This window comes from Streptomyces spiroverticillatus (genome assembly GCA_014650415.1).
Taxonomy (GTDB): domain Bacteria; phylum Actinomycetota; class Actinomycetes; order Streptomycetales; family Streptomycetaceae; genus Streptomyces; species Streptomyces spiroverticillatus.
Genome location: BMUX01000004.1, coordinates 258,109 through 270,870, shown reverse-complemented (window position 1 = coordinate 270,870; position 12,762 = coordinate 258,109). Strand labels below are relative to the sequence as shown.

General features: G+C 71.4%; 8 protein-coding genes. 2 read left to right on the top strand and 6 right to left on the bottom strand.

Annotated features, from left to right (window positions below):
* Positions 1–196 precede the first annotated feature (196 nt).
* Genes IE269_RS12725 through IE269_RS12710 form a run of 4 tightly spaced genes read right to left on the bottom strand, consistent with a single transcriptional unit; the run spans position 197 to position 4,754 of the window.
* Positions 197–1,462 (bottom strand): glycoside hydrolase 5 family protein, encoded by a 1,266-nt coding sequence (locus IE269_RS12725; protein WP_189822983.1) that lies wholly within the window; start codon positions 1,460–1,462, stop codon positions 197–199.
* Between the two features lie 54 nt (positions 1,463–1,516).
* Complete coding sequence (locus IE269_RS12720; protein WP_229897604.1) at positions 1,517–2,398, bottom strand: carbohydrate ABC transporter permease; 882 nt, start codon at positions 2,396–2,398, stop codon at positions 1,517–1,519.
* A complete protein-coding gene (locus IE269_RS12715; RefSeq protein ID WP_189822982.1) occupies positions 2,395–3,396 on the bottom strand; it encodes a carbohydrate ABC transporter permease in 1,002 nt (333 codons plus the stop codon). Before IE269_RS12715 ends, IE269_RS12720 begins: the two co-directional genes overlap by 4 nt.
* A gap of 14 nt (positions 3,397–3,410) precedes the next feature.
* Positions 3,411–4,754 (bottom strand): ABC transporter substrate-binding protein, encoded by a 1,344-nt coding sequence (locus tag IE269_RS12710; RefSeq protein ID WP_229897603.1) that lies wholly within the window; start codon positions 4,752–4,754, stop codon positions 3,411–3,413.
* Between the two features lie 373 nt (positions 4,755–5,127).
* On the opposite strand from IE269_RS12710, the gene IE269_RS12705 reads away from it, so the two are divergent.
* Positions 5,128–9,489, top strand: a complete 4,362-nt coding sequence (locus tag IE269_RS12705; protein ID WP_229897659.1) for a glycoside hydrolase family 38 N-terminal domain-containing protein — start codon at positions 5,128–5,130, stop codon at positions 9,487–9,489.
* Positions 9,486–10,580: a LacI family DNA-binding transcriptional regulator gene (locus IE269_RS12700; RefSeq protein ID WP_189822980.1), complete on the top strand. Its 1,095-nt coding sequence runs from the start codon at positions 9,486–9,488 to the stop codon at positions 10,578–10,580. Before IE269_RS12705 ends, IE269_RS12700 begins: the two co-directional genes overlap by 4 nt.
* 63 nt (positions 10,581–10,643) lie before the next feature.
* Here the strand turns inward: IE269_RS12700 and IE269_RS12695 are convergent, their stop codons facing one another.
* Complete coding sequence (locus IE269_RS12695) at positions 10,644–10,769, bottom strand: hypothetical protein (RefSeq protein ID WP_438817543.1); 126 nt, start codon at positions 10,767–10,769, stop codon at positions 10,644–10,646.
* A 167-nt stretch (positions 10,770–10,936) separates the two neighbouring features.
* Positions 10,937–12,700 (bottom strand): malto-oligosyltrehalose trehalohydrolase, encoded by a 1,764-nt coding sequence (gene treZ / locus IE269_RS12690; RefSeq protein WP_189822979.1) that lies wholly within the window; start codon positions 12,698–12,700, stop codon positions 10,937–10,939.
* Between the last annotated feature and the right edge of the window lie 62 nt (positions 12,701–12,762).

Sequence of the window (12,762 nt, the reverse complement as noted above, 5' to 3'; positions counted from 1 at the left end):
CTGGGGCGAAGCGCCGCAGGCAATCGGGGTGCCGGGCACGGCACAGCCGAGGCCCGCCGCAGTCACCCGGTGCAGCGGACACCCCCGGACGGGCCGAGCCGCAACCCCACCCACCGCAAGCCGCCCCCGGCAACCTGCACACCCGCCACGGCACCCGGCAGTCCCCCGGGGCCCGAGGGGTACCCCCATGCCGGCCCTACCTCCCCAGCACCTCCTCCACCCGCACGACCTCCCCAATCCCCCTCCCCGCCACATACCCCTCGTCCGAAGCCCGGTCCGCCAGGACCACCCCCGCCCGCACCCCGTCCCCCGCCAACCGCGCCCACGCCTCGTAGAAGTCCCCGCCCGGCGCACACGTGGCCCGCCCGGGAGCGGTCTCCGCATCCCCCACGTCCAGCACCAGCGCGGTCGTCCTCCGTACGGGCCCGGGCGCAGTCCCCGCCCGCACCCGCCCCGCGATCTCCGCCAGCGCCTTCCCCTGCGGCTTCACCTCCCGCTCGGACGTGAGCAGCCCGAGCCCGTACTCCAGCTCGGGAAAGTCCGCCAGCGACCTGGACACGTCATGCGAGCACCACCAGGTCACTCCGTACAGATCCTCACAACTCAACACATTCTCGACCGTCTCCGTCAGGAACTCCCCGGCATGCTCCGCCGGAATCAGCGGCGCCGGAGCGCCCACCTCCTGGAGCCACACCGGCCGCCCGGCCGGCGCCCACGCCCTCGACAGTTCGATCAGGTACTCCGCGAGGTGCACGGTCGCCGCCCCCGTCCGCCCGTGCCGCTGCGCCGTCCCGTTGAACACCCACGAGTGGATTGTCGTAATGCCCCCGAGCCGTGAGGCGTGCGCCGGGGTGAAGGGGTGCCCCGGCTGGAACCACACCGCGTCGTACTCCGAGTGCGTGTGCAGCTTCCCCGGTGCCCCCCGCTCGCACGCCGCGAGCAGCCGCTCCAGCCACAACCCCGCCTGCTCGTACGTACACGGATCGGGATCCGGATGCGGCCGGTCCGAGAACTGGTTGACCTCGTTCCCGAGCGTCATGCCGATGAAGTTCGACCGCCCCGACAGAGCAGAGGCCAGCGTCTCCACGTACCGCGCCTCGGCCTCCACCACGTCCACGTCCGTGAACATGTTCCGCCGGTGCCACGTCGTCAGCCACGTCGGTACGAAGTCGAAGCTCGACAGGTGCCCCTGGAGCGCGTCCACCGCGACGTCGAGACCCCGCTCGCCCGCCGCGTCCACGAGCTGCCCGAGCTGCTCGACCGCCCGGCCCCGGATCATCGACCGGTTCGGCTGGAACACCGGCCACAGAGCGAAGACCCGCACGTGATCGAGCCCCAGCGCGGCCAGCGAGTCGAAGTCCCTGCGCACGTCGTCGAGTTCGAAGTCGAGCCAGTGGTGGAACCACCCCACCGACGGCGTGTAGTTGGCCCCGAAACGCGGGAGCGGAGGCACAGCGTTCATGTACGGAATCCCCAATTCGCTAGCACGGTAAGGCAGTTCGTCAGACACCCGGGCTCAGGTCTTGATCGCCCCTTCCCCGACCCCCCGGAAGAAGTACCTCTGCAACGCGAAGAACAGCAGGAGCATCGGCAGCAACGCCGCCATCGCCCCGGCGGCGATCAGCCGCTGGTCGTTGACCGTCGTCGCGCCCGCCAGCGTCTTCAACCCCAGTTGCAGCGTGTAGTTGTCACTGTTCGTCAGCACGATCAGCGGCCACAGGAAGTCGTCCCACGCCCCCATGAAGCTGGTGATGCAGACCACTGCCAGCGCGCCCTTCGCACTCGGCACGAACACCCGCCGGAACCGCTGCCACTCGTTGGCCCCGTCCAGCACGGCGGCCTCCTCCACCTCCTTCGGCACGGCGAGGAAGGCGGCCCGCATGATCATCAAATTCAGCACGGACACCGCACCGGGCAGCCACACACCCACCAGCGTGTCGACCAGCCCCATCTCCCGCACCGTCAGGAACATCGAGATCATCACGGACTCGAAGGGGAACATCAGCGTGGCGATCAGCACCGTGAACACGGTCTTGCGCCCCCGCCACCCGGCCCGCGACAGCGCGTACCCGCCCATCGCCGCGAAGAGGCAGTTGGAGGTGATGGCCAGCGCGGCCACGATCAGCGTGTTCCCGACGTACTGGAACAGCGGGAACGCGTCCGCGACCCGCGCGTAGTTGTCGAGCGTCGGATCGCTGGGCAGCACCCCCTCGTACACGCTCTCGCCACGCCCCTTGAGCGAGGTCAGGAACTGCCAGACGATCGGCCCGACCAGCACCACCAGCATCAGACACAGCGTCAGATACCGGCCGGAAAGCCCGACGACCACCCGCCTGCTGTACCGCTTCGGCCTCTTGGCGGCGGCAGCCTTCTCCGCAACCGGGGCTGTCGTACTCAACTCTCGTCCCCCTTGGACAGCCGATGCCCCAGCACGCTGAACACCAGCGTCAGCAGGAACAGCAGAATCGAAATGGCCGCCGCGTACCCGGTCTCGCCCGCGAACCCCAGACCCACCTGCCGGATCAGGAACGGCAGCGTCCGGGAGTCGCCGCCCGGGCCGCCGCTCTCGCCGCCCAGGATGTAGATCTCGGTGAACACCCGCAGCGCGGAGATCGCCGACAGCGTCCCCACCAGCAGCATCATCGGCTTCACCGTCGGCACGGTGATCGAGAAGAACCGCCGCACGGGTCCCGCCCCGTCGATCGCCGCAGCCTCGTACAACGAGGTCGGTACGTTCCCGAGCGCGGCCAGGTAGAAGACCATGTAGTAGCCGAGGCCCTTCCACACCGTCACGATCATGGCCGAGACCAGCAGCATCGTGGAGTCGGTCAGGAACGGCACCGGCTCACTGACCAGCCGCAGCTTCTCGAAGACCGTGTTGACCAGCCCGTCGCTGCGCAGGATCCACTGCCACATCAGCCCGACCACCACCGCCGAAGCGATCACCGGCGTGTAGAAGGCCGACCGGAAGAACCCGATCCCCGGGATCTTCTTCTGTACGAGCACGGCCAGCGCCAGCGGCAGGAACACCAGGCACGGCACCACCACGACCGTGTACACCACGCTGTTGACCAGCGCCAGCCAGAAGGTGTCGTCCCCGAGCGCCCGTACGTAGTTGTCGAGCCCCACGAACCCGCCGCCGCGCAGGATCTGAGCATCCGTCAGCGACAGGATGACGGTGTTGATGAACGGCCACAGGCTGAACAGCACCACCAGGACCAGCCCCGGCAGCAGGAAGAGATACGGCGTCCACCACCGCCGGTGCACCAGCCCCGACTCCTGGCCCAGCTCCTTCTTCAGGCGGCGCGTCTCCCGCGCCCCCGGCGGACCCGGGACGCGGTCGGCGCCCTTCGCGACGGTGGCCGCGCCCCGGTCCGTACCAGCGATCTGCGCCATGGCTCGTCCGCCGCCTACTTCTTCTGCTTGGCCTGCTGGGCCAGGATCTTGTTCGCTTCTTCCTGCGCCTTCGCCAGCGCGGTCTTGGCGTCGACCTCGCCCTTGACGGCCTTCTGCATCTCGCGGACCACCGCGTCACCGATCTGGCTGGTCCACTCGACCGGCGTGTTCGCGTCGAGCTGCGCCTCCTTCAGCTCCTCCGCGCCGAGCGCCCGCGCCAGCGTCTCCGGGTCCTTGCCGTCGCCCTTGTCGGAGAAGTACGGGTCGGCCAGGCCCTTCGCGTTCGAGGGGTAGATCGCGACCTCCTTGGAGAAGGCGACCTGGTTGGGCCCGTTCGTCACCCACTTCGCGAACTCGGCAGCCGCGTCAGGGGACTTGGTGTCCTTGCGGACCCCCAGCGACTGCGTGTAGATGCCGATGTGGCCGAGGACCCCGGTGACCGCCTTCTGCACCTGCGTCTTGGCGTACACCTTCGGCGCGTTCGCCTTCACGTCCCGGATGAAGCCGGGCGAGCCGGGCCCGAAGACCAGCTTGTCGGCCCCGTACAGCTGGCTGGTGTCGTCGGACTTGGTGAGCGACTCCTTGGGCATCGCGCCCTTGGCGTACAGCTCCTTCATCCGCTCGACCCACTCGACGGCCTTCGGCGTGTTGAAGCTGAAGGCGTCCTTCTTCTCGTTGAGGACCGGCACGCCCATCTTCTGCCAGTCGCCGGGCAGCCGGGACTTCGGGTCGGCCATGAAAGCCGCGTACTTGCCGCCGGACTTCTCGGTGATCTTCTCCGCGTAGTCGAAGAACTGCTCGACGGTCGTCGGCGGCTTGTTGATGTCCAGCCCCGACTTGGCGAAGAGGTCCTTGTTGTACGTCAGGATCTCCGGTGTCACGTACCAGGGGTACGCGAACACGCCCTCCTTGCCCGGCAGCTTGTACTGGTCCCACGCGCCCGGCACGTAGTCCTTCTGCACCGCCGGGTCCAGCTTGGCGACGTCCGCCAACATGCCCCGGTCCGCGAGGAGTTGGAAGGAGTCGGTGTTGAGGTTGACGACGTCCGGCAGTGCGCCGGCCTGCGCGTCCGCGACGAGCTTCTCGTTGTAGCCGTCGCCCGGCACGTCCTCCCACTTCACCTTCACGTCCGGGTACTTCTTCTGGAACGCGTCGATGACGCCCTGGACGTACGTGGTGAAGGTCGGCTTGAGCTGGAGCGTACGGAAGCTGATCTCGCCCGACACCTTGCCCGACTTCTCGGGCTGCTTGGCATCGTTGTCATTGCCGCTGCCGCCCACACCGCAGGCGGCGGTGGACAGCAGGGTTGCCGCCATGGCGGTGGCGATGGAGATGCGGGACAGGCGCCCACGGGACATCGTCGATCCTCCTCTTCGCACCGGCCGCGCTGCCGGATTGCGAAACACACGATGGATCGACGGCACACATTCGTCAACAGGTAAGCCAGCGTTGGTTTTTGTGCGGCTGTGAGCTGGACTAAAGCGGTTGAGCGGGGAGTTGACACGCTGCGGTGCGCGCGGTAATGCTTCTTCGCGCTAATGCGGTTTAGCCGGAGTGCGTGACGTGCGCGTGCACGTCGTTTGCCGTGTGATCGCTAATGCGGTTTAGCTGCTACTCGCCTACCGGCGAACGGAGTTGGGGGTTCGGGTGGACGGCAGGAACACCGGGGTCACGGTCACAGGGGTCGAGACCCCGAGTCTCTTCACCGGCCCCGAGGAGCATCCCTTGCAGGTGGTACGGGTGGGACTGCGGCGGAGCCGCCCGGCCGGCCCCCTCGTCGTCTCACTCTCGGGCCCACAGGTCGAGACGCCGCACCCGCGATGGCTGCGCGCGGACTCGGTGGAGGCGTACGGAGGGGTGGACGCGGCCGCCGAACTGCGGGGTCCGGAGGGCGACGTCACTCGTACGCCGGAGGCCGCGGAGGCGTCTGTCGACGTGCACGGCGCGTCCCCCGGGAGCTGCCGTCCTGTGAGCGTCGGCGCCGCCACCGAGGACGGGCGCCAAGGGGCGGGTGCGGGCCGCGAACCGGCTTGCGCGGAGGACGACTTCGTCCGTACGTCGGAGGCCGTGGAGGTGTCCGTCGACCTGCGCGGCGCACCCCCCGGCACCCGACTCCCCGCGACCGTCCGCGTCGCCACCCCGGACGGGCGGCTCCTCGCCTCCCGTCCCTGCACGCTGGTCGCCGCCGAACCCGGCTGGACCGTTCGTCTGGTCCCGCACTTCCACTACGACCCCCTGTGGTGGAACACCCAGGCCGCCTACACCTCCCAGTGGGATGCCCCCGCCCGGGCGGGCGAGCCCGCGAAGGGCTGGGAGTACGTCGGCGTGCCCGCCTTCACCCTCGTACCGCTGCACCTCCAGCAGGCCCGCGACGACCCCGCGTACCGCTTCGTCCTCTCGGAGGTCGACTACCTCAAGCCGTTCTGGGACACCCGTCCCGAATACCGGGACGAGCTGCGTGCGCTGATCGCCGAGGGCCGTCTGGAGATCGTCGGCGGCACCTACAACGAGCCCTCCACCAACCTCACCTCCGCCGAGACCACCGTCCGCAGCGCCCTGCACGGCCTCCGCCTCCACCGGGACACCCTCGGCGGCGACCCCCGCACCGCCTGGCAGCTCGACGTCTTCGGCCACGACCCCGGCTTCCCCGCCCTGATGGCCGGCGCGGGCCTCGACTCGGCGGTCCTCGCCCGCGGCCCGTACCACCAGTGGGGCCCGATGATGGACACCTGGGGCGCGGCGCTGCGGCCCCCCACCGCCATGCAACTGCCCTCCGAGTACGAGTGGATCGCCCCCGGCGGCGGCCCCGGCCTGCTCCTGCACTACCTCCCCGCCCACTACTCCGCAGGCTGGTTCTCGCACGCCGAACCCGACGCGGAGGCCGCCGCCGCCAAGCTCCTCGAACTCTTCGAACTGCTCCGGCAGTCCGCCACCACCCGCAACGTCCTCATCCCCATGGGCACGGACTTCTCCTGGCCGCACCCTTGGGGCCTCGCGGTCCAGCGCGAGTGGGCCGCGCGCTACACCTGGCCGAAGCTGGTGCACGCCACCCCACGCGACCATTTCGCCGCCGTCCGCGCCGAGTTGGCCACCCGGGGCGAGCTTCCGCTTCCGGTGACGCGCGAGATGGGGCCCGTCTACACCGGCAAGGACGTCTCGTACGCCGACGTGAAACAGGCCCACCGCGCCGCCGAGAACCTCCTCCAGGAGGCCGAGACCCTCGCCGCCCTCGCCCACGCGCACCACCGCCTCCCGTACCCGCAGGCCGCCCTCGACAAGGCCTGGCGCCACCTGCTGCACGCCGCCCACCACGACGCGGTCACCGGCACCTTCTCCGACCAGGTCTACCTGGACCTGCTGCCGACCTGGCGCGAGGCGCATGAACTCGCCACCGAGGTGCGGGAGTTGGCTATCGATGCGCTCGTCGGGGAGGCGACCGGGTCCTCCGTGACCGTCGTCAACGCGCTGTCCTGGGCGCGCACGGACGTCGTACGGGTGGAGCTCCCCGGCCTTGCCGCACACGCGGACCGGCTGGCCGTGCGCGACGCGACGGGCGCGCTCTCCCCGGTTCTGGTGGAGGGGATTTCCTCGCAGGGCACGGTGAGCATCGCCTTCCTGGCGCGGGGCGTGCCAGGACTCGGGCAGCGGACCTGGTCGGTGGTGCACGACGAGACGGGACTGTCCGAGGGGTGGACCGCCGAGGAGGGAGCGGTACCTGTCGTACGGAACGAGGTGTACGAGGTCGAGGCCGATCCCGCGCGAGGCGGCGGCCTGTGCCGCATCACCCAACTCGCCGACGGGTGTGAGCTGTTGACGGCGGGCGAGGTGGACGGACTCGTCGTCCAGGACGAGTACCCGGCGCACCCCTTCTTCGAGGAGGGGCCCTGGCATCTGCTGCCCAAGGGGCCGGGGGAGTCGTCGGCGGACGTGCCCGCCGACTCGGTGCGGGTCGAGCGCTGCCCGATCGGGGTGCGGATCGTGGCCTCGGGGCGCACCGGACCCGTGGCATGGACCCGTACGACCACACTGTGGGACGGCGTGGACAGGGTGGAACTGCACACCCTCGTCCAGGACTTCACCGGCAGCGACCAGCTCGTACGGCTGCGCGTGCCCGTCGACGTCCCCGGTGCACAGCCCGTCGCGGAGACGGCCACGGCGGCCCTGGGACGCGGCTTTGCCTTCCCCGAGGCCGACACCGGGGCCGATCACACCCGGGCCCCCTGGACGCTCGACACCCCGTGCCTGAACTGGTTCGGGCTCTCGGCGACGACCCGGGCGGTGCTCAGCGGCCCCGACGGGGCGGCGGCCGGGGTGCGGGCGCTGGGGGCGGGGGAGATCGTGCTGCCGGACGCGGGACCGCCGCAGGGGCTGCGGGAGTGCGTGACGGCGCTGGGCGCGCTCGGCGTGACGACCACGCCCACCCGGTCCGGCGGGCCGCGCTGGGGCGACATCGCGGTCGACAGCAGCCTGCCCGACTTCCGGCTGGCCCTGGGCGGCCCCGAGACCAACGCCTTCACCGCCGCCGTCCTGGCCGCCGCCGACCCCGCGTACACGGACGCCGTGAAAAGCGGTGCACCAGTGGTGTGGGTGCCCGCGCTGCGGCCACTGCGGGAGACCTGGCAGCCCGGATGCGACCTGACGGGAGCGAGAGACCTTCCGGTGCTGGTGCTCGCGGGCACCCTTGCGTCATTCACCGACGCTGTGGTGCGCGAGCACCAGGTGGAGGCGCTGCATCCACTGCCGGAGGAAGGCGCGCAGGAGTGTGCCGTTTTCGAGGACCGCACGGTCGCCCTGCTGGTGCGAGGCACACCGGGGTGCGCGGTGGACACCCGGGGCCGGTTGCACAGTTCGCTGCTGCGGTCGTGCACCGGGCGGCCCAGCGGCGCGTGGATGGACCCGCCGCGCCGCACCGCCCCCGACGGCAGCTCCTTCCAGCTCCAGCACTGGACGCACGAATTCACGCATGCCCTGGTGGCAGGGGCGGGGGACTGGCGGGACCTCGATCTGATGCGCAGGGGAAGGGAGTTCAACTCCCCGATGACGGCGCGGGTGACGGGTGCGGAGCCCGGCTCCGGGCGCTTCCTGGAGGTGGACGGGCTGCTGGTGGAGACCGTCAAACGCGCCGCCGACGGAGGCGTGGCCGTACGTCTCAGGGAGGCACAGGGGCGGACGGCCACCGGCACGGTCCGGGTGCCCTCCCCGGTGGCCGGGGCGGCACGGGCCGACCTCCTCGACGTACCGCAGCAGGAACTGACGCCCGACGCCGGCGACGGTGCGTACCGGGTGACGCTCGGCGGCAACCAGTGGACGACCCTGCACCTCACCCTGCCGGAGGGACCGGGGTCCACCGTCGAGCACAGGGAGGCGTTGCAGCCGGGCTTTAGCCGGTACTGGCTGCACAACACCGGCACCGCACCGCTGGGCGACGCACCGTACGCGGTGACGGTCGCGCCGGAACTGGTGACGGTCGCGTCCGGGGGCCCGGCGGGGGAGGCTGCCGTCACGGTGCATGCGCCCTGCGGGTGGCGGACACCGTGGACGACGGAGACCGTCACCCTCGACGCGGGCGGGCACGTGCGCCTTCCGTTCTCGGTCGAACCGCCTCACGAGGCGGCGGCGGGCGACCACCTGGTGCGGGTGACGGCACGGTTCCAGGACGGCACCGCCGTGGAGGACAGCCTCACTGTCACCGTCGCCGGTGACCGCGCGCTGCCCGTGCCGGGGATTGCCGTCACCGTGCCCGAAGGAACGGTCCGTGTCGTCGCGGGCGAGAGCGTCCCGTTGCCCGTCCACCTGTCGAACACCCTGCGCAGTGACCTACGGTGCGAGGCCATCCTGGTTTCCCCGTACGGTGGTTGGCAGTCGGCCGGTCCCCGCTCGTGCGTCGTCGACGTCCCCGCGGACGGCACGGCCGAAGCCCCCTGCTTCACCCTGCACCCGCCCGTCACCACCGCACCCGGCAGGTACTGGGTGCTGGTCAAGGCGGTCGGGCAGGGCCGCATCGCGTACAGCGCGGCCGTGGACGTACGGGTGGAAGCACCCCTTGCGCAGATTCGGCAGAACCCCGCTCCCGAGAGGAACCCCGCCCCATGACCGCTGCTGCCGCGTCCGGTGACGGCATCCGGCCCCGTCCGGCGCGCAGGCCCACCATGAAGGACATCGCCCGCCGCGCCGGAGTCTCCGAGAGCGCCGTGTCCTTCGCCCTCAACGACCGCCCCGGCGTGTCCCCGGGCACCCGCGAGCGGGTGCGCAGAGTCGCCGAGGAGCTGGGCTGGCAGGCCAACAGTGCCGCCCGCGCGCTCTCCGGCGAACGGTCGGGGTGCGCCGGGCTGGTGCTCGCCCGGCCCGCGCAGACCCTGGGCGTCGAGTCGTTCTTCCTCCAGCTCGTCTCCGGCATCCAGGAGGCGCTGTCCGCACGCCGGGTGGCGCTGCTGTTCCAAGTGGTGGAGGACCTCGACACCGAACTCGCCGTCCTGCGCCGCTGGTGGGCCGAACGGCGCGTGGACGGCGTCCTGGTGGTCGACCCCCGCGTCGACGACCCGCGCCCCGCCCTGCTGGCCTCCCTGGGGCTGCCGGCCGTCGTCATCGGCGGCCTGGAGGCGGACCGGCACCACGCGGAGACCCCGCTGGCCGTGTCCAACGTGTGGGCCGACGACGCCGGCGCGATGGCCTCCGTACTGGACCACCTGTACTCGCTCGGACACCGCCGCATCGTGCACGTCGCCGGAATGCGCGGCCTCGCACACACGGAACGGCGCATCGTCTCCCTGCGCGCGGAGGCCGCCCGCCGCGATCTCACCGAGGACCAGGTGCGCTCGGTGGCCACCGACTACTCCGACGCGGAGGGCGCCGAGGCCACCCGCCGCATCCTCGACGAGCCCCCGCACACCCGCCCCACGGCGATCGTCTACGACAACGACGTGATGGCCGTCGCCGGTGCCTCCGTGGCCGCCGGCCGTGGTGTCCCCGTGCCCGCAGAGCTGTCCATCGTCGCCTGGGACGACTCGGCGCTCTGCCGGGTCACCCACCCCCGGCTGACGGCCCTGGTGCGCGACACCCCCGGCTTCGGCCGCCTCGCCGCGCAGGAACTCCTCGCCGTCCTCGACGGGGCACCCGTACGCGGCGTACAGGGTGAACTCCCGCACCTGGAGCCGAGGGAGAGCTCAGGGCCACCAGGAAAGTGACCCTCCGGGGCCGGCTCAAGGTGCGGGAGGCGGGGGCAAGGGGCGCAAGGGGCGCGAGGGGTACTAGATCCGCCCCTCGACACTGTTGATCCAGTCGTACGGATACGGCACCGGCCTTGCGCTCGCCGCGTCCAGCCGTGCCACCTGCTCCGCCGTCAGCGCCCACCCGCTCGCCCCGCGACGGGTCACCGGCCTCGCTCACCGCGGACACGATGTGCTTGCGGCTCAGGGCACCGTCATCGGCGCCCTCGCCCATGCGCGCCCACACCTGGGTAATGCCCCTCCATGGTCCGAATGGGGACCGTAGGGGCTCAAGCGCACTTGAGGTCAAGAGGCGGCAGGGGCATCCCGCTCGGTCAGCTTCCCAGCACCACGCAGGAGTGCGCCGGAAGCACCAGCACCCCGTCCGGTCCCGGTGCTTCCACCGGCTCCCACGCCGCCAGCACCCGGGTGCGTCCGTTGCGGCCGAGCCCGATGGTCGCCGGGTCCGGTGCGAGGTTCACCGCCACCCTGACGTCGCCCCTGCGGTACGCGAGCCAGCGCCCCGCCCCGTGCGAGGAGTGGGCCACCCTGACCGCCGCCAGGTCCGGGTCCGAGAGGTCCGGGTGCGCGCGGCGCAGGGCGATCAGCTCCCGGTACCAGGACAGGAGCTGGGCGTGCGGCTCGCGGTCCGGCTCCGACCAGTCCAGGCAGGAGCGCTCCCGGGTGCGCGGGTCCTGCGGATCCGGAATGTCCTCCGCCGCCCAGCCGTGCGCGGCGAACTCCCGGCGGCGGCCCGTGCGTACCGCCTCCGCCAGTTCCGGATCGGTGTGGTCGGTGAAGAACTGCCAGGGCGTGCGCGCCCCCCACTCCTCGCCCATGAACAGCATCGGCGTGAACGGACTCGTCAGCACCAGCGCCGCCGCGCACGCCAGCAGCCCGGGGGACAGCGACGCGGACAGCCGGTCGCCCACGGCCCGGTTGCCCACCTGGTCGTGCGTCTGCGCGTACCCCAGGAAACGGTGCGCCGACGTCGTCGCCCGGTCCACCGGCCGCCCGTGCGCCCGCCCCCGGAACGACGAAAACGTACCGTCGTGGAAGAACACCTGCGTGAGGGTCTTCGCGAGCGCCTCCAGAGGTGCGCGCGCGAAGTCCGCGTAGTAGCCCTGGGACTCCCCGGTGAGAGCGGTGTGCAGGGCGTGGTGGAAGTCGTCGTTCCACTGAGCATGCAGCCCGAGCCCGCCCGCCGCGCGCGGGGCGGTGGTGCGCGGGTCGCCGAGGTCGGACTCGCCGATCAGGAACAGCGGCCTGCCCAGGTCCTGTGCCAGGGCGTCCACGTGCGCCGACAGTTCCTCCAGGAAGTGCAGCGCCCTGGTATCGGCGAGCGCGTGCACGGCGTCCAGCCGCAGCCCGTCGATCCGGTAGTCCCGCAGCCAGGACAGGGCACTGTCGATCAGGTACGTGCGCACCTCGTCCGAGCCCGGGGCGTCCAGGTTGACCGCCGAACCCCAGGGCGTCTGGTGGGTGTCGGTGAAGTACGGGCCGAACAGCGGCAGGTAATTGCCGGACGGGCCGAGGTGGTTGTGCACGACGTCGAGCACCACCCCGAGCCCGGCCGCGTGCGCCGCGTCGACGAACCGTTTCAGCCCGTCCGGCCCCCCGTACGGCTCGTGCACCGCATGCAGGGACACCCCCTCGTACCCCCAGCCGTGCGTCCCCGGGAACGGGCACACCGGCATCAGCTCGACATGGGTGATCCCCAGCTCCACCAGGTGCGCGAGCCGCTTCGCGGCGGCGTCGAAGGTGCCCTCGCGGGTGTACGTGCCCACATGCAGCTCGTACAGCACCGCACCCGTCAGCGGGCGCCCCGCCCACGAGGTGCTCCACTCGAACACCTCGTGGTCCACGACCGCGCTGAGCCCGTCGGGGCCGTCCGGCTGGCGCCGCGAGAGCGGGTCGGGCAGCACCGGGCCGCCGTCCAGCGAGAAGCCGTAGCGGCTGCCGTGCTCGGCCGGCCCCCACCCTGCCCACCAGCCGTCCGACCCGGACTTGCGTTCCATCGGGTACGTGTCCGGGTCCGCGCCCGGCAGATGCAGCGTGACCCGGTCCTCGGCCTGCGGCGCCCACACGACGAACAGCACTGGCGGCCCCTCCTCCGTCAACGAGCTCTTCTCGGGGACGGCTCTGCCCGGGCGGGAGCCCG

Excerpts from the sequence above, each read along its gene's own strand:
- IE269_RS12710 (WP_229897603.1), bottom strand. The coding sequence starts at position 4,754 with ATGTCCCGTGGGCGCCTGTCCCGCATCTCCATCGCCACCGCCATGGCG.
- IE269_RS12725 (WP_189822983.1), bottom strand. The coding sequence starts at position 1,462 with ATGAACGCTGTGCCTCCGCTCCCGCGTTTCGGGGCCAACTACACGCCG.
- IE269_RS12715 (WP_189822982.1), bottom strand. The coding sequence starts at position 3,396 with ATGGCGCAGATCGCTGGTACGGACCGGGGCGCGGCCACCGTCGCGAAG.
- IE269_RS12700 (WP_189822980.1), top strand. The coding sequence starts at position 9,486 with ATGACCGCTGCTGCCGCGTCCGGTGACGGCATCCGGCCCCGTCCGGCG.